The 18,765-nt window shown below is 48.5% G+C and carries 17 protein-coding genes; 4 read left to right on the top strand and 13 right to left on the bottom strand.

Going from position 1 to position 18,765, the window contains the following annotated elements; translation table 11 throughout:
* Positions 1-88: 88 nt before the first annotated feature.
* Together dcd and apbC are read right to left on the bottom strand one after the other, a co-directional pair.
* On the bottom strand, positions 89-655 hold the full coding sequence (dcd, locus tag EKO24_RS19795; RefSeq protein WP_127029803.1) for a dCTP deaminase: 567 nt from the start codon (positions 653-655) through the stop codon (positions 89-91).
* A 174-nt stretch (positions 656-829) separates the two neighbouring features.
* Positions 830-1,921 (bottom strand): iron-sulfur cluster carrier protein ApbC, encoded by a 1,092-nt coding sequence (gene apbC / locus EKO24_RS19800; protein WP_127029804.1) that lies wholly within the window; start codon positions 1,919-1,921, stop codon positions 830-832.
* Between the two features lie 189 nt (positions 1,922-2,110).
* Here apbC and metG point away from each other — a divergent pair, with 189 nt between their 5' ends.
* Complete coding sequence (gene metG / locus EKO24_RS19805; protein ID WP_127029805.1) at positions 2,111-4,129, top strand: methionine--tRNA ligase; 2,019 nt, start codon at positions 2,111-2,113, stop codon at positions 4,127-4,129.
* 180 nt (positions 4,130-4,309) lie between these two features.
* On the top strand, positions 4,310-4,891 hold the full coding sequence (locus EKO24_RS19810) for an RnfABCDGE type electron transport complex subunit B (RefSeq protein ID WP_127029806.1): 582 nt from the start codon (positions 4,310-4,312) through the stop codon (positions 4,889-4,891).
* Between the two features lie 40 nt (positions 4,892-4,931).
* Here the strand turns inward: EKO24_RS19810 and EKO24_RS19815 are convergent, their stop codons facing one another.
* From EKO24_RS19815 to trxA, 3 genes are all read right to left on the bottom strand, one after another.
* Positions 4,932-5,771 (bottom strand): hypothetical protein, encoded by an 840-nt coding sequence (locus tag EKO24_RS19815; protein WP_127029807.1) that lies wholly within the window; start codon positions 5,769-5,771, stop codon positions 4,932-4,934.
* A gap of 476 nt (positions 5,772-6,247) precedes the next feature.
* Entirely contained in the window at positions 6,248-7,504 is a 1,257-nt protein-coding gene (gene rho, locus EKO24_RS19820) for a transcription termination factor Rho (protein ID WP_127029808.1), read from the bottom strand.
* A gap of 199 nt (positions 7,505-7,703) precedes the next feature.
* A complete protein-coding gene (gene trxA / locus EKO24_RS19825) occupies positions 7,704-8,030 on the bottom strand; it encodes a thioredoxin TrxA (protein ID WP_127029809.1) in 327 nt (108 codons plus the stop codon).
* A gap of 97 nt (positions 8,031-8,127) precedes the next feature.
* Between trxA and EKO24_RS19830 the strand changes: the two genes are divergently transcribed.
* The gene (locus tag EKO24_RS19830; protein ID WP_127029810.1) at positions 8,128-9,453 is read left to right on the top strand and encodes a DEAD/DEAH box helicase; all 1,326 of its coding nucleotides are present in this window, start codon (positions 8,128-8,130) and stop codon (positions 9,451-9,453) included.
* A gap of 173 nt (positions 9,454-9,626) precedes the next feature.
* Here EKO24_RS19830 and yrfG read toward each other — a convergent pair whose 3' ends face one another.
* Entirely contained in the window at positions 9,627-10,283 is a 657-nt protein-coding gene (yrfG, locus tag EKO24_RS19835; RefSeq protein ID WP_127029811.1) for a GMP/IMP nucleotidase, read from the bottom strand.
* 42 nt (positions 10,284-10,325) lie between these two features.
* Between yrfG and nudE the strand changes: the two genes are divergently transcribed.
* Entirely contained in the window at positions 10,326-10,880 is a 555-nt protein-coding gene (gene nudE / locus EKO24_RS19840) for an ADP compounds hydrolase NudE (RefSeq protein ID WP_127029812.1), read from the top strand.
* Positions 10,881-10,926: 46 nt separating this feature from the next.
* Here the strand turns inward: nudE and EKO24_RS19845 are convergent, their stop codons facing one another.
* Genes EKO24_RS19845 through EKO24_RS19875 form a run of 7 tightly spaced genes read right to left on the bottom strand, consistent with a single transcriptional unit; the run spans position 10,927 to position 18,728 of the window.
* The gene (locus tag EKO24_RS19845) at positions 10,927-12,615 is read right to left on the bottom strand and encodes a BatD family protein (RefSeq protein WP_127029813.1); all 1,689 of its coding nucleotides are present in this window, start codon (positions 12,613-12,615) and stop codon (positions 10,927-10,929) included.
* Positions 12,616-12,629: 14 nt separating this feature from the next.
* Positions 12,630-13,520, bottom strand: coding sequence for a carbohydrate kinase family protein (locus EKO24_RS19850; RefSeq protein ID WP_127029814.1), 891 nt, complete (start codon positions 13,518-13,520; stop codon positions 12,630-12,632).
* Positions 13,510-15,324: a vWA domain-containing protein gene (locus EKO24_RS19855; protein ID WP_127029815.1), complete on the bottom strand. Its 1,815-nt coding sequence runs from the start codon at positions 15,322-15,324 to the stop codon at positions 13,510-13,512. The genes EKO24_RS19850 and EKO24_RS19855 overlap by 11 nt, the downstream gene beginning before the upstream one ends.
* Complete coding sequence (locus EKO24_RS19860) at positions 15,321-16,301, bottom strand: vWA domain-containing protein (RefSeq protein ID WP_127029816.1); 981 nt, start codon at positions 16,299-16,301, stop codon at positions 15,321-15,323. The genes EKO24_RS19855 and EKO24_RS19860 overlap by 4 nt, the downstream gene beginning before the upstream one ends.
* Entirely contained in the window at positions 16,288-16,773 is a 486-nt protein-coding gene (locus EKO24_RS19865; protein WP_127029817.1) for a DUF4381 domain-containing protein, read from the bottom strand. Before EKO24_RS19865 ends, EKO24_RS19860 begins: the two co-directional genes overlap by 14 nt.
* Positions 16,774-17,736, bottom strand: coding sequence for a DUF58 domain-containing protein (locus EKO24_RS19870; protein WP_127029839.1), 963 nt, complete (start codon positions 17,734-17,736; stop codon positions 16,774-16,776).
* Positions 17,736-18,728: an AAA family ATPase gene (locus EKO24_RS19875; protein WP_127029818.1), complete on the bottom strand. Its 993-nt coding sequence runs from the start codon at positions 18,726-18,728 to the stop codon at positions 17,736-17,738. Before EKO24_RS19875 ends, EKO24_RS19870 begins: the two co-directional genes overlap by 1 nt.
* Positions 18,729-18,765 lie beyond the last annotated feature (37 nt).

Below are 18,765 nucleotides of genomic sequence, written 5' to 3' on the forward strand. Positions count from 1 at the left end.
ATCAGACGGATTTAACTGATATACACGGATAAAAGCGAAAGCGTCCAAAAAATGAAATCCGTTTAATCCGCGTCCTATTGTTAATGCTTTATGCTTTTGGCAACGTAACGCCGGTTTGTCCCTGATATTTGCCGCCCCGGTCCTTGTAAGAGGTTTCGCAAACTTCGTCGCCGCCGAAAAACAGCATTTGCGCAACGCCTTCATTGGCATAGATTTTCGCAGGCAGTGTCGTGGTATTGGAAAACTCCAGCGTCACATGACCTTCCCATTCGGGTTCCAGAGGCGTTACATTCACAATAATGCCGCATCTCGCATAAGTTGATTTGCCTAGGCAAATCGTCAAGACATCACGGGGAATACGGAAAAACTCAACCGTTCTGGCCAAGGCGAATGAGTTCGGCGGAATAATGCAGACATCGGATTTAACGTCGACAAAGCTGTTTGAATCGAAATCCTTGGGATCGACGATAGCTGAATTGATATTGGTAAAAATCTTGAATTCGTCGGAACAACGAACATCGTAGCCGTAACTGGAAGTGCCGTAGGAAATGACTCGGCCACGCTCCGAATCCCTGATCTGTCCGCTTTCAAACGGCTCGATCATGCCGTGTTGTTCCGCCATGCGGCGTATCCATTTGTCCGACTTAATGCTCATGGAGTATTACTACCTGATTGATTCAAAAAGCCGGATTTTAACATAGAACGGAATTGCTCAGCATTTAGAAATAGTGGAACACGGATGACACTAATTGGACGGATTAAAACGGATTTTATTTTTCTTTATCCGTGATAAATCAGTTAAATCCGTGTCCATTACAAAGTCGATTATTTAAGTATTCTGCACTACGATCTTTGGAAACTTTGTTGTAAAGTCCTTAGCTTTCAACGCCAGTTTGGCCGCAGTTTTACGAGCGATTTGCTTGTAAATTTGCGCAGGCCGTCCATCCGGGTCGGCAACCACTGTCGGTCTGCCGGAGTCCGCAAATTGCCGGATATTAATATCCAACGGCAACGAGCCAAGCAGTTCAATCCTATTGCGCTCGGCCATCGCTAGCCCACCGCCGTGGCCAAAAATAGCTTCTTCGTGACCGCAATTGCTGCAAATATGAATGCTCATATTCTCAACCAAGCCCAGTACCGGTACGTTGACTTTCTCGAACATGCCCAGACCGCGCTGGGCATCGATCAGCGCAATATCCTGCGGCGTGGTGACGATAATCGCGCCGCTGACCGGAATCTGCTGCGATAGGGTTAACTGAATATCGCCTGTGCCGGGCGGCAAATCGATAACCAGGTAATCCAGGTTGTCCCAATTAGTGTCCTTAAGCAATTGCTGCAAGGCTGTGGTAACCATCGGGCCGCGCCAGATCATCGCTTGGTCGGCCTCCACCAGATAGCCGATAGAATTGGTTTGCACGCCGTAAGCAATTTTCGGCATCATGGTTTTATTGTCCTTGCTTTCCGGATAGCCGGAAAGGCCGAGCATTGTCGGAATGCTGGGGCCGTAAATGTCCGCATCCAAAATGCCGACATTAGCGCCTTCGGCTGCCAGCGCCAAAGCCAAATTAACCGCCGTTGTCGATTTGCCGACGCCGCCTTTACCGGATGCGACAGCGATAATGTTTTTAACATTGGGCAGAGGCTTTAATGATTGCTGTACGGCATGGGAAAGAATTTTTACGCCCACTTCAACATCGACATTGCCAACGCCGTCCAGTGTTTTTAAATGTTCTTCAACTGCCGCCTGGAGTTCCGCTACATAACTTTTGGCAGGATAGCCCAGCTCCAGTTTAACGCTGATATTGTTACCATCGATCGCGATGACTTTAACCGATTTTGCTGAAACAAGATCGGCTCCATTATTAGGGTCGATAAATGTTCGCAGAAGATCTTCCACATCAGATTTTTCGATGTTCGCCATGCTTATGCTCCATAAAGATAAATAAAAATGTACTCGATCAAAAACCAAGCGTTTGACTCAAGATAGAAATATTCTACCGATTACCCTACTCCATTGCACTTTTTAGATGGCCGATAATCGCAGCTTGCGTTTATTTTATGCCATAATACCAAGCTGTTTTTGCCTTCGAATTGATTGAACTTTTACACTATGCCAGATAGAAAAATTCTCGTCACCAGCGCACTGCCTTATGCCAACGGCCCTATTCATCTCGGTCATTTGGTCGAATATATCCAAACCGATATTTGGGTGCGTTTCCAAAAACAACGCGGCAACCTTTGCTATTACGTTTGCGCGGACGATACCCACGGTACGCCGATTATGCTCAGGGCCGATCGTGAAGGCATTACTCCGGAACAGCTGATTGCCCAGGTCGGCGAGGAACATCTGGCCGACTTTACCGAATTCAGCGTTGCATTCGATAATTACCACAGCACGCATTCCGAAGAAAATAAGGCGCTATCATCGCTAATTTACGAACGTCTGCGCGATGCCGGGCATATCAGTTCACGCACCATTACCCAAGCCTACGATCCGGTTAAGAACATGTTCTTGTCCGACCGTTTTATCAAAGGCGAATGTCCAAAATGCGGCGCGGCCGATCAATACGGCGACGGCTGCGAAGTCTGCGGTACAACCTATGCTCCAACCGAACTGAAAAACGCGGTTTCGGCGATTTCGGGCGCGAAACCGGTCGATAAAGATTCGGTACATTACTTTTTCGATTTGGCTAATTTTAGCGATATGCTGCAAGAATGGACCAACGCCGGCCATTTGCAACCTGAAGTCAGCAATAAACTGGCCGAATGGCTGGGCGGCGGTTTGCAGCAGTGGGACATAAGCCGCGATGCACCGTATTTCGGCTTTGAAATCCCCGATGCGCCGGGCAAATATTTTTACGTCTGGCTGGACGCGCCGATCGGCTACATGGCCAGCTTTAAAAACCTGTGCGACAAGCAGGGGCTGGATTTCAATGATTTCTGGTCGAAAAACAGCGACGCCGAGCTGTACCATTTCATCGGTAAAGACATCATTTATTTTCATGCACTATTCTGGCCTGCAATGCTGAGCGGTGCGCATTTCAGGACGCCGAGCGCGATTTTCGCGCACGGCTTTTTGACCGTGAACGGCGAAAAAATGTCCAAATCGCGCGGCACATTCATCAAGGCCAGAACCTACCTGGATCATTTGAACCCGGAATACCTGCGCTATTACTTCGCCGCCAAACTCAGCGCCGGCGTCGACGACATCGATTTGAACTTCGACGATTTCAGCCAGCGGGTCAACTCCGACCTGGTCGGCAAAGTGGTCAACATCGCCAGCCGTTGCAGCGGTTTCATCGCCAAGCGCTTTAATAACAAACTGGCCGAGCAATGCTCGGAACAGGCTTTATTCCATGAGTTCGTCTCCGCGAATGAGCAAATTGCCGAATTCTACGAAGCCCGCGAATTCGGCAAGGCGATGCGCGAAATCATGGCGCTGGCCGATAAAGCCAACCAGTATATCGACGAAAAGAAGCCGTGGGTTATTGCCAAGGAAGAGGGCAAGGATACCGAATTGCACGAAGTCTGCACAATGGGCCTGAACCTATTCCGCATACTGGCCGTGTATTTAAAGCCTGTGCTTCCGGTTTTGGCAAACAATGCGGAAAGCTTTTTAAATATCGATGCACAAGTTTGGCCGGCCGATGCCAAGCCGTTGTTGAACCATACGATCAATGACTTCAAGCCGTTGATGACGCGGGTTGACCCGGACAAAATCACGGCGATTATCGAAGCGTCGAAAGAAAACCTGGAAAAAACGCCGGAGCCTGTTAAAGCGAAAACATGCGAGCCGATTGCCGATACCATCGAATTCGACGATTTCGCCAAACTGGATTTACGTATCGCCAAGATTCTTAAAGCCGAGCATGTCGAAGGTGCGGAAAAGCTGCTGCAGTTGACCGTCGATATCGGCGACGAGACCCGCAATATTTTTGCCGGCATTAAATCCGCTTACAGTCCGGAAGATTTGGAAGGACGGCTGACGCTGGTGATTGCCAACCTGGCGCCGAGAAAAATGCGCTTCGGTGTTTCCGAGGGCATGGTGCTGGCGGCAGGTCCCGGCGGCAAGGATATTTGGATTTTAAGTCCGGACGAAGGAGCGCAGCCGGGGATGCGGGTTAAGTAACTTCATCCACTATCGTTCCCATACCGGATTAAGTTAAGAAAATAATAATGTAGGAGCGGGCCGCGCCCGCGACATTGGCTTGCAGATTTGCAGGACTTTGATCGCTGCCATAGCTCGCTCCTATCATTATGGCAATGACGCCGGAGCGCGGGAACTATTTGATTTGAGAATATCCAAAGCATGTCCGTTTCACCAGAATCTCCCAGCCTAACCGACCAAATAAACGCATTATTGCCGCAAACCCAATGCGGCCAATGCGGCTATTGCGGCTGCCGTCCTTATGCCGAAGCCATCGCCTCGGGCTCTGCCGACATTAATCAATGCCCGCCCAGCGGCGACGAAGGCATACGCGATATTGCCGGTTTGTTGGGCGTTGCGGCCAAGCCGCTGAATCCAAAATTCGGCGTGCATAAGCCGCCAAGCGTCGCGTTTATTGTTGAAGAGGATTGCATCGGTTGCACTAAATGCATTGCCGCCTGTCCTGTCGATGCAATATTGGGGGCACCGAAGTTCATGCACACAGTTATCGCTTCGGAATGTACCGGCTGTGAGTTATGTATAGCACCTTGTCCGGTCGATTGTGTCATTATGCAGCCTTCGCCACCCAATCATGCCGAAGTTAGCCGTAAGCAAAGATCCGCGCAAGCAAAACGGCGTTATGATGCGCGCTGTTTGCGCAAAGAAAAAGAAGAAGCTGACAAAGCGGAACGCGCGAAAAAGAAAAAGCTGGCGTTGCTGAAAATGCAGGCTGCGAAAAAATAGCAATTCAAAGCTGGTTGGGATAGGCAACCGATTGCAGAGGCTATTTATGGAATTTAGAAAAAAGATTTTTTACAAATTCTATTTTTCCTGATGTGACCTGCTGCGGCTTGGGATTATCCTCAAATTTTATTTTTTCTAATAACTGGGCTTGTTCTTGTTGGAAGTTGTAAAGATTCTTATGGATGGCTGATTTAATGGCTGTTTTGTGCTCGGCAGAGAGTTCGCCGAATTTTACTAAGAGCCGGGAATCCTTACGCAAAAAATAATTCAGCAAAGCGTCTAAGAAATGATCATCAAGTTGTTCGGGTGAAAAATCCTTGCTGTAAGTTTCCAGATTCTGATGGTTTTGTATGGTCAGTTTCAATTGGGACAACTCGTACAAAACCTCGATCCGGAAACGAACGGGAACATTTCTTTTAACCGTAAAGTTAGCGCAGGCTTTACCATCCTTCGGCATCAGGAATTTCCAGTCGAAATTTAGCCGATTGGCTTGAAGAAAGCTCACTTCATGCTCTATCAAGTATTTGGATATGACCGGATAGGTAAAATCGCCTTTGCCTTCGCAGACGAAACTTAAATTAATCTCCATTAAGCGATCATAGCTGGCAAGACCTGAGCGGCCATCGGTATTGATCTTGTAATTCGTCTGGAGCAGATCGCCAAATTGCGGATAGCGGCTTGAGTAATTTTTAGCAATGATGGGCTCTTCAAGAAAGCTTAAATGGTTGATGGTTTCATTCAGCGTATCGTAAAAGAGCTGCATTTTGGGCAAGAGCTTAGACTGATAGGTTGCTTCCAACTGCTCACTTATTAACTTTTCCTGAAGTTCAGCGGCTTTTTTTTCGTCTGCTTTTCTTCTTAATTCATCCAGTGCGCTCATATTCATCATTCCTATAAATTCAGCTGATATAGCGGTTAAATATTATAAATACGCGGGAAGTGAGCGGCAATAATTTTGCCGCCAAGGCGGCTTTTAGCACAGCCTTAAACCATGAAAGCCCGACGGGCTTTATGCGATTCGGCTTCCGCAGGCTTTTTCCCGAAGCTTCGCTTGCCGATGTGTTAAGGGAAAGGGCGAGGCCTCCACACAGCAAGTCAAGTTATGCGAATTGACGGCGATCCGTGAAGATCGGATTGATGTTTAAACTTTCTTGTAACTCAAGGTCTCACATCTTAAATATGCGGCCATCCGTGCGTCAGCAAATGCTGCCGGTGTTTCTAAGATCTGTAAGCTAGGGTTAAACAATGACCAAGAAAATCATAGATTTTTCCTGGTCTGTTTCTGTATTGGCTGCCGCTTGCTAGGAAAGTAGAGCTTGCACTCTAAAATACTTGAAAAAACTTTAGCTGGATAACTTATCGCTTCATCGACTCAAAAAATTCGGCGTTCGTCTTAAAATCTCTAAGCTTGCCGATCAGGAATTCCGACGCTGCGGTTTCATCCATAGGTTGAAGAATTTTGCGTAAAATCCAGGTTTTTTGCAGCGTATCGGGATCGACCAAATATTCTTCACGGCGCGTGCCGGAACGGTTGATGTTAATTGCCGGGTAAATTCTTTTCTCGGCAATTTTGCGATCCAAGTGCAACTCCATGTTGCCTGTGCCTTTAAATTCTTCGTAGATCACTTCGTCCATTCTTGAACCGGTATCAACCAGCGCGGTGGCAATAATCGTCAAGCTGCCGCCTTCTTCTATATTTCGCGCCGCACCAAAAAAGCGTTTCGGCTTTTCCAGCGCATTCGCGTCAACACCACCGGTTAATATCTTGCCAGATGAAGGTACGACAGTGTTATAAGCCCTCGCCAAACGCGTAATCGAGTCTAACAAGATGACTACATCGTGTTTATGTTCGACCAATCGACGCGCTTTTTCAATAACCATCTCGGCAACTTGTACATGCCGTGTTGCCGGTTCATCAAAGGTACTGGAAATAACTTCGCCGCGAACGCAACGCTCCATCTCCGTCACTTCTTCAGGGCGTTCATCTATCAATAAAACAATCAGGTAACACTCGGGATTCTGTTCCGCAATCGCCTGCGCCAGGCTTTGCATTATCATGGTTTTACCGGCTTTAGGCGGTGACACAATCAAGCCGCGCTGGCCTTTGCCGATAGGTGCGATCAGATCGATCATCCGGCCGGTTAAATCTTCGCTGGTACCGTTGCCTTGTTCAAGAACAAACCGTTGCTTGGCAAATAACGGAGTCAGGTTTGAGAAAGTGATTTTGTTTTTGGTGTTTTCAGGGGGTTCAAAGTTGATCTGGTCAACCTTGAGCATTGCGAAATATCGTTCGTTGTCCTTTGGAGGTCTAATCTTTCCGCTGATCGTGTCGCCGGTCTTTAAAGAAAATCGCCTGATTTGACTGGGTGAAACATAAATATCGTCAGGACCTGCTAAATATGAACAACCCGGTGTACGTAAAAAACCAAACCCATCCTGTAAAATTTCCAATACGCCATCACCTGATATATCGTCGCCGGCCTTTGCCTGTTTTTTCAGAATGGCAAAAATAAGGTCTTGCTTTCGCGATCTGGCGACATTTTCAAGGCCAAGCGACTCGGCAATCTCAATAACTTCACTTATTTGTTTTAGTTTTAACTCAGTTAGATTCATATAAAAGATAACTCAAGGGAAAAGTATATGCGATGTGAAAACCGCAACTACTAGGACAGGGATAATTCAGGGGTGTAGTTTATCGGGTGATATGATTGGGTGCGCGTGACTATCGCACCGCTTAAGTTTAACTCAAGTACTCAGCCTAGTCCAACCTTTTGTAAAAGATGTAAACTAGGCACTGAGTAGTGGGGCGAGTTTAAATATTGCTGTCTATAAACTTGGCAAGTTCTGATTTTGACAATGCGCCTACTTTTGTCGCTTCCACTTCGCCGTCCTTAAACAGCATTAATGTTGGAATGCCGCGTACGCCGTAGTGTTGGGGAGTTTCCGGGTTTTCGTCTATATTTAATTTTACGACGGTTAATTTACCCGCATAATCTTCGGCAATAGCGTCCAGAATCGGCGCAATCATTTTGCAAGGTCCGCACCATTCAGCCCAATAGTCAACCAGTACGGGACCCGCAGCTTTAATAACAGCTTCGTTAAACTCACTATCGCTTACATGAAGGACTGAATCGCTCACTTTTTTTCTCCAATTGTTAAAATCAAAACTATAGGAGGGATGACGCTGGTAGTCAATCAATTTCAGCTGTTTTGATTTTTACGTTATGCTATAGCTTATGAATAATACACATTTAACCCAAACTCGCTTCAGCAATCTTGAATTATCCGATTCCATCTTACGCAGCTTGAAAGATGCCGGCTTCGATCACTGTACTCCGATACAAAGACAAGCCTTGCCCCTGTTGTTACGGGACAAGGATATTGCGGGACAAGCTCAAACCGGAACCGGCAAAACCGCCACTTTTTTGCTGGCCACTTTTCAGCATCTGATCAATGATAACGAATCTATTGATACGGAAGCACAAACCGACGACGGCACGGATTCAAAAGGTCAAACGTCAAAAGCCGTTGCCAAAAATAAAAAAATTAAAAATCCAAGAGCCATTATTCTTGCACCGACCCGTGAGCTGGCTATTCAAATCCATAAAGACGCCTTGCAACTGGGCAAGCATCTTAATTTTAAATTCGCGCTGATATACGGCGGCACCGATTATCAAAAGCAACTGGACAGCATCAAATCCAACGTCGATATTATCATCGGCACGCCGGGGCGCATCATCGACTTCTACCGGCAAAACGCGTTCACTCTGGATAACGTGAAAGTCACAGTGATGGACGAAGCCGACCGCATGTTCGACCTGGGCTTTATTAAAGACATACGCTACTTGCTGCGACGCATGCCGCCGCCGGATCAGCGCTTGAATATGCTGTTCTCGGCGACTTTATCTTACAAAGTAACCGAGCTGGCTTACGAGCATATGAACAACCCGGTGTTGATTCGTATCGAGACCGAGGAAGTTACATCCAAAGCCATCCAGCAAAGCGCATACTGTCCGTCGAATGAACAGAAAGTTCCGTTATTGGTCGGCATATTGAACCAGCATAAGCCGCAACGCAGCATTATTTTTGTGAATACCAAGCGCTGTGCCGAATACCTCAATGACACTTTGAATGCTAACGGCTATAAAACTGCCGCACTGAGCGGCGATGTGCCGCAGGAGAAACGCCAGCGCTTGTTAAGTGATTTCCAGGAAAACAAAATCACTTTGTTGATAGCGACCGATGTTGCGGCCAGAGGCCTGCATATTGCCGATGTTTCCCATGTCTTTAATTACGACCTGCCGCAGGATGTGGAAGATTATGTACACAGGATTGGCCGTACTGCGCGCTTTGGCGCGAGCGGCGTCGCGATCAGTTTTATTTGCGAGGAATATGCTTATTCAATGCCCGATATCGAAGAGTATATTGAGCAGAAGATTCCGGTCCTGCCTATTACCGATGATCTTTTAGCCAAAGTTGTAAAGCCGGAAAGAAGGCCTGAGAAACCCAAAACCGACTATCAGGGCAGACAACGGCGCCCACGCCAAGAAAAAAGAGCGTAGATTGGAGGCGTTAGCGGGATATGAGACCTTCCAGGTTTTTACTGGAGCCATCCATGGCAGTCGTAAAACCTGGAAGGTCTGACTCGTAGCGTTTTCGACAGATGAAAACTTGTGCCGAACTTATACCCAAAGGGCATAAGTTTCGTTGGCCAGACAAGCTGCTCAACTCAGCTTTATAATCCCAACATCAACTCTCGAAAATCCTCGATAGCGGGATAACCGGCTATCTCTCTTTTCGGCAACTTCGTATCGGGCTTACTGACAGCAATTAAATGCGCGATGCCGAATTGCTTGGCTGAGTTCAAAACCGACAAACTATCGTCGATCAACAGCGAGTTTTGCTTTTCAAACGGTATGCGCTGTTGCAGCAGACGCCAAAAATCGGCATGTTCTTTCGGGAAGCCCAAATCGTGCGAACTGATAATTTCGTCGAAAAAACGGTGTAAGCAGGTTTTTTCCATCTTAAGTCCCAAACTGCCCCGGTGTGCGTTGGTGACCAGATACACCTTTTTCGGCGAACGATGAGCTTTTTCCAAAAACTCTGTAACATGCGGCAACACGGCAATTAATCCGGAAATCTCCGCTTTCAGTCCGGCAATATCCAACGCTAAAACATCGCTCCAATAATCCAGGCAATACCATTCCAACTTGCCTTCCATACTTTTAAAGCGCGGCTGCAACTGCTGTTTTGCTTCTTCTATCGACAAGCCTTGTTTTTCGGCAAATTTAAGAGGCACAAACTCTTTCCAGAAATGATTATCGAAGTTCAAATCCAGCAGCGTTCCGTCCATATCCAGCAAAACGGTATCAATTTTTTTCCAATCAATCATCGGAGTGTTATATTTGCAAAAAATAGTTAATAACATAGCACAATGGCTGAAAGACCTACCATCCTTAACAAAACAACCGTCGCTACCAGCCGATTATTCCGTATTGAATCGCTGGAGATCAAGTTCAGCAATGGCGAACTGCGCAGCTACGAACGCTTAGCACGTAGCAGGCCGGGTAGCGCAGTGCTGGTTATACCGATGCTGGATGCTGAAACGGTGCTGTTAATCAGGGAATATTCCGCCGGAGTGCATCGTTATGAACTGGGCTTGCCGAAGGGTAAGACCGACGCCGGCGAGTCGTACTTTGAAGCAGCAAACCGTGAATTAAAAGAGGAAGTCGGCTTTGGCGCCAGAAACCTGCATCATTTAAGCTCTTTTTCCCTCGCGCCGTCCTATTTGGAACACATGACCGAAATCATCATCGCCCAGGATTTGTATGCCGAAAAGCTGGAAGGCGACGAGCCCGAAGAATTGGAAGTTGTGCCGTGGAAATTAAGCCGCATTAATGAATTGCTAGCGACCGGGGAATGTACCGAAGCCCGCTCAATTGCCGCGCTGTTTATGGCTTTGGAATATTTTAAAAGCGCGTCCGGCTAAATAAGACCGGAAAAGCTCTCTTGAACCCACTTTATTCCGGCCTACATCACAACCGATAAAGCGGCTCCAATTTATCGTCTTCGGTAACCGCCATTCTTTCCCTGGCTTTATTTTCAACAAAAGCCTGGAACAATTTTTTGCCCTGCCACTGATCGGCTCCGTTGCCATACAGAGTCTGGCTCAAATACCGGATTTCATCCCTTAACCTGGCATCGCTTAGGTCGGCAATAGCGCCTAGATTCACCACGCCGTATTTTTGCCGTCCCCAAGCCAGCAATGCGTCCTTGGCCGCCATGGCATTATTATCGGCACAAGCTTTTTTCAGCTTTTTGATATTGTCTTCTAAACGGATTTCGACAGGGCTTTTCTCGACTACCGATTTCTTGGCCGGACGTTTGACCAGGAAATAAGCCAACGTCGCCAGCCAACCGCTGCCGAAGAATAAAGCTATCCAAAACCAAATATTTTGCTGCTGGGGCTGTGCGGCAACCGGCGCGGATGGTTCGATTTTTGGAGGTTGTTGTTCCGCTACCCGGGCCTCCGGTGCGGCGGGCATTTGTTCAGCGCCAACCGCATCCAATACCGTAATCCGGGTTTCCGGGATTCTGGCTATTTCCATTTTTTGGCTTTGGCTGTTAAACCAGGGAATTTCTATGGCGGGCAATTTATAAAAACCGGCTTTCGACGGAATGATAGCTATTTTTTCTTCCCTAAAAGCAATCAGGCCTTCCGGTTTTTTCTGCTCCTGCAACACCGGCTGATCGGGATAAGTTTTTAGCTGAATATCGATTTTACCGGTATTCAGCTCGGGCAATTGGCCGACCGTTGCACCTTTTGCCAGCAATGTTAAGGTCCTGGTCAAAGGTTCGCCGACTTTCATCTGCTGATTATCGCCCGACCATTCCTCCTTTAAAACCAGTTGTTCGGCAGAAAGCCAGTGATTGCCGGTAAAAGTTGCCGGAGCCGGCTTTACATTCAGCGTCACCGGTTTGGATAAGATTTTCTTGGTTTTGGTCATCTGCGAATTAAAAAAACCGTTAAAATTCGGACGCGTATTAGCGACGACTTCCGCCGACAATACCAACGGCTTAATCGTTAATGAGCCGCTTTTTTGCGGAAAAATCGCGTATTTGCGCTCAGTGATCACATAATTCACCCCGTTAACCTGGGTCGTATAATTATTGTCGTCGCCGAGTTTTTCCACCACGGCATCGCCCAGTTCCGGCTCACTCAAAGTAGCCTGGGCGATTTCAACTCTTCTGTATAACTTGACGGTATAAAGAACCTGGGACTGCACATAGGGGCTTTCCGGCGTTACCTCAACCTCTAAAAACAAATCATCGTCGGTGTTAAAGGCTTTATTCGCGGAAGCCTGGGTAATCAAAATGCTTGCCGGCCGGCTGACATCCTTGCCGAAGCTTATTTGCGGAACAATTAAACTGCCGGTTCGTTTGGCCATCACGTTAACCGTCCACTGTATGGTCTTGCTGGACTGCCCGTTAATCCATGACGAACTGCTGCTCTGGCTTTGGCCAAGCACCTCGAAATCCTGCTCCAGCGGACTGAAATCGGGATCGCTGTCCGGCGTTTCATCGGCGCTGAAAATGATCTGAAAAGACTCGTCCAGGCTGACCGGGTTGCGGTCGAACGACACGCCGATTTGCGCGGCAAATACGTTGACCGGAGCAAAATTCAGCAGCAACAACAGAAAAAATAATTTTTTTATAAAATTCATGTTCATCATATTGATTAATCAAGATTCCAGGCGTCTATAAACGGCCGGTAAAAATTCAAATCCTGGACCGTAGCGCCTCTTTGCGTGACCAGGGCGGACGCGAACGATTGGGCCCGCTGCATCGTCAGTTGTAACGGCCAATTCAACTGCATGCCCAGCAATAACACTGCGGCAAATGCGTCACCGGCGCCGACGGTGTCGGCTACCGTCAAACCGGATTCCGGCGCAACTTCAATAAATTCACCGGCTTGGCCGATTGCCGCCGCCCCCCTGCTAGCGCAAGTGACCACCAGAACCTCCAATTGATGTTGCGCCAAAAACAAACGCATTGCCTCTGTTAAGGTGTTTTGCTGCGGCGCCAAGTGCGCCAATTCTTCATGATTCAGCTTGGCCCAATGCGCATTGTCGAGCCAGCCGTTGACAGCGTCTTTCTGCCACCACGGCGCTCGCAAATTCACATCGATAAAAATTTTGCCCTGATGATGCGCGATTAAATCGTGCAATGCCGATTGCGAAGCGCGGTTGCGCAAGGCCAAGGTGCCGTGATACAGAATGCTGAACTGCTGGTCTGCAAGCAATTGCTGCGCATTAATAAAATCGTAGGCTTGGTCGGCTAAAATTTCATAGTCCGGTTCGCCATTATTGATAGTGACTTGCACGGTTCCGGTAGGATAATCGGGATCGCAAGCCAGGTTTTCAACAGCCATGCCCCAAGCCTGCATGGCTTGCCTGATTTTATCGCCTTTCCGGTCATTGCCTACCCGGCTGATAAAACGGGGCAACTGCTTAAAGGCTTGCAGATGCCAAGCCACGTTAAAAGGCGCGCCACCTAATATTTGCCGGCCGTCCGGAAATTGATCGAACAGCGCTTCGCCGAAGATCGCGATTTGTTTATTAGTAACCATCGCTATTACCGCCGGATTGACGGCCACGCTGCCCGTATTGATATTTAAACTTGCGTTTTAACAAGCCTGACGGATCGTCGGGGATTCTTTTGAGCCATTGTTCATTCGCTTGCTGCTGTTCATCCGATGGTTGGGCCTCAACAGGCGTTTGCTCCTTGGCTTGCTCCTTATTCTGTTGATCTTTGCCCTGTTCGGCTTGTTCAGGTTTTTCGGATTCCGGCTTTTTGTCCTCGGCTTTATCTTGTTGTTGATTTTGTTCGGATTGCTGTTTATCCGATTGCTTTTGCTCCGGCTTTTGTTCGGGTTTTTCCTCGTTATTACTTTGATCCGGCTTTTGGTCCTGATTCTGCTCGCCGGATTTTCCTGATTGTCGGTCTTCCTTGTTTTGCTGGGAATCGTCTTTGGATTGCTGTTTATCGTCCTGCTGTTGATTCTGTTGTTTTTGCTTTTCCAGTTCTTTTTCTACGACTTCCTTGTTATGTTTGGCGTCGCTATCGTTGGGGTTTATTGCTAGGGCTTTTTCATAAGCTTTAACCGCTTCTGCCAACTGGCCTGCTTTTGCCAGCGCATTGCCTTCGTTGTAAGCACTATTGGCCGACTTGCTGTTTTTCAGGTCTTCCAGCGCCTTATCGTAGTTGCCCGCTTTGTAATTAGCTGCCGCTTTCCAATCCGGGTTCTCAAATTGCTCGGCTGCTTTCGCATAGTCCTGCTTTTTATAAGCTTGCTGAGCCTGTTGATCCTTGGTTTGCCATAAATCCTGCCAACCCAACGCATAACTGTTTTTAGGCAACGGCAAGATTAGCAAGAAGATGAAACACAACAGGCCTTTCCTGAACGTCAACGCCGCTAACGGTAAAACCGCCAACAACAACCAAGGACCTTTTTCGGCCCATTGATCCAACAATAAACTATCGTTTTGCTTGCCCTGCTGCTGCATGGATTTATCGACATTCGCCAGCAAGCGTTGAATGTCCGCGTCATTCGCCGTTATGGTTTGATAAACGCCATGTCCCAGCTGCGCCAATTTTGCGAGCTCGCCGGAATTCAATTTGGGTACGACAATATTGCCGCTCTGGTCTTTAAGAAAACCGCCTTCAGGCGCTGCAATCGGCGCGCCTTCATCGGTGCCGACGCCTAATATCGATAACGGGTACTGATCCAGCGACTTTACCGTATCCAGGACTTTATCCGGATCAACGCCGTCGGTAACCAGCAGTATCTGGCCTTTTTGCAGGCCCGCCTGTTTAAAAAGTTCTACGGCTTTTTCCAGTGCCAACTCGGTATTGCTGCCTTGGCTGGGCATAATGTCGGTATTCAAAGCCGACAGTTGGCTGTCTATCGTCTCGGTATCGTCGGTCAACGGCGTCACGGTAAACGCATCGCCGGCATAAACCAGCAACGCGGTCTGGCCGTCTTTGCGCTGTTTTAAAATATCGGCAATTTTATAGCGCGCCATCATCAAACGGCTGGGCTTAATATCGGCCGCGTCCATCGACCGGGACAAGTCCAGCGCAATAATCAAGGCCGATTCGTTTCTAAATACCGGCGAGGGCAAACGCTCCCATGTTGGCCCGGCCAACGCAACGATCGCCAGCAGTGCGGCAACGGCTCCGCTTGTTAACGGCCAGCGGCTTTGGCTGACCGGCTTTTCCTGCAATATATAAGGTAACAGCGCGGCATCGCATACTGCCGACCAATTGCCTTTATTAAGTTTATTTCTGAGCATTAAAACCACTATCACCAGATAAGGTATCAACGCCAGCAGCCAGTACGGCCTGATAAAATGAAATTCGGCTATGTTCATGACAGGCGTACCTTGGACAAAGCAATGGCCGCCGCCAGCCCCAACGCCAACGACAGCGGCCAGTAATACAGTTCGCTACGGGGCCGGAAATATTGTTTATCTTTTTCGACAGGTTCCAGTTCGTCCAATCTCATATAGATATTATTCAATTCATCGGTATTTCTAGCCCGGTAATATTGGCCGCCGGTGCTTTCGGCAATTTTTATCAAGGTTTTTTCATCCAGGTCGGCCGACGGATTAATCTTACGGCTACCGAAAAAACTGCGAACGATCATTTCATCCGCGCCGATACCGATCGTGTAAATTTTCAAATGATTGGCCGCCGCCAACTCGGCAGCCTTTAAAGGCGAAACTTCGCCGGCGGTGTTGGCGCCGTCGGTCATCAACACCAAAACCCGGCTGTTGGTCTGCTCGTCTTTAAGACGCTTGACCGCCAAGCCGATCGCATCGCCGATAGCGGTGTTGTCTCCGGCAAGGCCGATCGCAGACTCATTCAATAATGTCATGACCGTAAGCCGATCGAAGGTTAGCGGCGTTTGCAGATAAGCCTGGGTGCCGAACAAGATCAATCCCACCCGGTCGCCGACGCGCCGGTTGATAAAATCGGCGGCGACTCTCTTGGCTGCGGTCAAGCGGTCGACAGAACGCTTGTTAATCACAAAATCCTGCTCTTCCATGCTGCCGGACAAATCCACGGCCAGCATTAAATCGCGGCCGCTGACGGCCTGTTCAATCGGATCGCCCAGCCATTGCGGCCGGGTGCAGGCGATAACCAGCAACATCCAGGCGATTGCTGCCAACAGTAACGGCCATTGCCGGGTTTGGGAGACAGCCCTGGTTTCACCGTCGGAAAAATCATCCAGGAACGGGACTTTTAACGCGGCCTGTTCGACAGGCATTTTGGCCGGAGCCAGCCAGCGGATTAGTAAGGGCAGGGGTAAAGCGGCCAACAACCAGGGCCATTCAAAGTGAATCATTTTTTTGTTTCGCCTGAGATTTAAGCCATTGTTCGCATAAATCAAATAATTGGGAAATTTCCAGTTCAGTGGGCGGCGTTTTCCGATAGGGTCCATCGGCCAGCAGTTGACCGACGCTTTCGCTGAACGGCAAGCCTTTGACCGAACGGTCGAGAAACGCCAGCCATTGCCGCCCGGTTAAGCCAGCGGTTTTAACTCGTGGCGATACGCTAATCGCGACGCGCCGGATCAGCACCGACAAATCGGATAATTTCTGCAGATTGTCCCGTGTTTGATCCTGTTTAATTTGCGCCAATAATTTGCCGGCGGTTTTAATCGCTGTTTTACGGGTCAATCTTTTATAAAGCCAAACCAGGAAAATAATCAGCAGTGGGATCGAAATCGCCAAGATCCACCAACCGATAGCAGGAGGCCACCAGCCAATTGCTTCGGGCTCGTGAATGTCTTTTAAATCAAGAAGAGTAGGGTTCATTTATCTTAAACGTTGTATCGGGTCGTCTGTCGTACTGCATTGAATAAACGCCAAACCCATTTTTTTGGCTATCTGCTCCAGTTGCTGCAAGCGCTGGGCGAAGTGTTGATGATATTTCAATAAGCGCTGGCGGTCGCCGGTATCGATCACGACATCCCGTCTATCGCCGGTTGCCGCGCCTGTTCCGGACAGGCCTGCAACATCGCTGGCGATAAACCGGTAGCGGCCTTTTTCCGGCAAATGGCTTTCCAGAGAGTCATAAACAAAAATTAACACCACCTCGCAATGCCGCGACAGCTTTGCCAAATGGTTTTCGACTTGATCGTTAACACCGCGAAAATCACTGATGATATAAACCAGGCTGCCGGGGCGGGCATGGTGCATCAATCTTGACAACGCATGTTCCAATGTAATAACCGATGGATCCGCGCGGTTCAAGTCCTCTTGGCTGGTAATTGCGTTTAAAAAGCGCAATACCGCGTGTTTACCGTTTTGCGGCTTCAGCTCACGGCATACGACCTCGGTAAACAGCTGTCCGCCGATTCTATCGCCGTGATGTTGCGCCGCCCAGGCCAATAATCCCGCGAGCTTGGCTGCCAGTACCGATTTAAAAACGCCCCGTGTCGCAAAATGCATCGCAGGCCGGTTATCCACGGAAATAAATACCGGCCTTTCGCGTTCTTCGCGAAACACTTTGGTATGCGTTTCACCTGTACGCGCGGTGACCCGCCAATCAATGCTGCGTATGTCATCGCCCGGTTGATAGCCTCTGGCTTCTTCAAACTCCATACCGCGACCTTTAAACCGCGACAGATAACCGCCGCTTTGCCCTGCGCGTATGGCCGAATGTTTCAGGTTTAACCCTGCTGCCGGTCTCGCCAAATCGATCAGTGTTTTTAACGATACTGAAACCAGTTCGCTGGCTGAAACCTTAGCCGGACCGGCTCGCTTAACGGAAAACATCAAGGTACGGCAACTCTGGCAATCAGTTCTTTAATAAAGTGATCGGCGGTAATGCCTTCCGCTTCGGCTTCGTAAGACAATATCAAGCGGTGCCTTAATACATCGAAAGCCATATCCTGAATATCTTCCGGACTGACAAAATCGCGTTGCGCCAACCAGGCTTTGGCTCTGGAACAACGGTCCAGCGCTATGCTGGCTCTTGGACTGGCGCCATATTGCAGCCAGGTCGCCAGGTCTTCGCCGTAAGCGGCAGGGTTACGGGTAGCCAAAACAATTTGCAGCAAATAGTTTTCAAGACTTTCCGCCATGTACAAATCCAGCACCTCATTACGGGCATCGAACAAAGTTTTTTGATCGATCAGTTCGAATTGTTCGCTATTTTTTATCGAACCGGAGCGCGCTTCGGTTCTTGCCAGATGAAGAATGCTTTTTTCATGCTCGGCTTCCGGGTAATCGATTTTTACATGCAATAAGAAACGGTCCAACTGCGCTTCCGGTAACGGATAAGTACCTTCCTGCTCGATAGGATTTTGAGTTGCCATCACCATGAATAGTTTTGGCAGGGGATAAGTCGCTTGACCCACGGTGATTTGCCGCTCGGCCATTGCTTCCAGTAGCGCCGCCTGTACTTTCGCCGGCGAGCGGTTAATTTCGTCGGCCAGTATCAGGTTGTGGAATAAAGGTCCTCGTTGAAATTCAAACGTACCTTGTTGGGGGCGATAGATTTCAGTGCCGGTTAAATCGGCAGGCAATAAATCGGGGGTAAACTGCACCCGATGAAAATCGCCTTGTATGCCTTTGCTTAATACGTTGATTGCCCGGGTTTTGGCAAGGCCGGGAGCTCCTTCAACCAGAATATGACCATCGGCCAACAGGCCGATCAGCATCCGTTCAACCAATACGTCCTGTCCTATAATCTCCTGATTAATATAATCTTTTAACCGAGCTAACGCCGGTTGAGCGGTATTTTTACTGCCGTTTTTTTCTAACATAGGTTCTGGTTTTTAATCCTAAATCACAGTAAGAGCG

This window comes from Candidatus Methylobacter oryzae (assembly GCF_003994235.2).
GTDB classification, from domain to species: Bacteria; Pseudomonadota; Gammaproteobacteria; order Methylococcales; family Methylomonadaceae; genus Methylobacter_A; species Methylobacter_A oryzae.

Excerpts from the sequence above, each read along its gene's own strand:
- EKO24_RS19870 (WP_127029839.1), bottom strand. The coding sequence starts at position 17,736 with ATGTTTTCCGTTAAGCGAGCCGGTCCGGCTAAGGTTTCAGCCAGCGAA.
- yrfG (WP_127029811.1), bottom strand. The coding sequence starts at position 10,283 with ATGATTGATTGGAAAAAAATTGATACCGTTTTGCTGGATATGGACGGA.
- EKO24_RS19845 (WP_127029813.1), bottom strand. The coding sequence starts at position 12,615 with ATGAATTTTATAAAAAAATTATTTTTTCTGTTGTTGCTGCTGAATTTT.
- metG (WP_127029805.1), top strand. The coding sequence starts at position 2,111 with ATGCCAGATAGAAAAATTCTCGTCACCAGCGCACTGCCTTATGCCAAC.
- EKO24_RS19830 (WP_127029810.1), top strand. The coding sequence starts at position 8,128 with ATGAATAATACACATTTAACCCAAACTCGCTTCAGCAATCTTGAATTA.
- EKO24_RS19865 (WP_127029817.1), bottom strand. The coding sequence starts at position 16,773 with ATGAACCCTACTCTTCTTGATTTAAAAGACATTCACGAGCCCGAAGCA.
- EKO24_RS19810 (WP_127029806.1), top strand. The coding sequence starts at position 4,310 with ATGTCCGTTTCACCAGAATCTCCCAGCCTAACCGACCAAATAAACGCA.
- EKO24_RS19855 (WP_127029815.1), bottom strand. The coding sequence starts at position 15,324 with ATGAACATAGCCGAATTTCATTTTATCAGGCCGTACTGGCTGCTGGCG.
- EKO24_RS19850 (WP_127029814.1), bottom strand. The coding sequence starts at position 13,520 with ATGGTTACTAATAAACAAATCGCGATCTTCGGCGAAGCGCTGTTCGAT.
- EKO24_RS19815 (WP_127029807.1), bottom strand. The coding sequence starts at position 5,771 with ATGAGCGCACTGGATGAATTAAGAAGAAAAGCAGACGAAAAAAAAGCC.
- rho (WP_127029808.1), bottom strand. The coding sequence starts at position 7,504 with ATGAATCTAACTGAGTTAAAACTAAAACAAATAAGTGAAGTTATTGAG.
- nudE (WP_127029812.1), top strand. The coding sequence starts at position 10,326 with ATGGCTGAAAGACCTACCATCCTTAACAAAACAACCGTCGCTACCAGC.
- EKO24_RS19860 (WP_127029816.1), bottom strand. The coding sequence starts at position 16,301 with ATGATTCACTTTGAATGGCCCTGGTTGTTGGCCGCTTTACCCCTGCCC.
- apbC (WP_127029804.1), bottom strand. The coding sequence starts at position 1,921 with ATGGCGAACATCGAAAAATCTGATGTGGAAGATCTTCTGCGAACATTT.
- EKO24_RS19875 (WP_127029818.1), bottom strand. The coding sequence starts at position 18,728 with ATGTTAGAAAAAAACGGCAGTAAAAATACCGCTCAACCGGCGTTAGCT.
- dcd (WP_127029803.1), bottom strand. The coding sequence starts at position 655 with ATGAGCATTAAGTCGGACAAATGGATACGCCGCATGGCGGAACAACAC.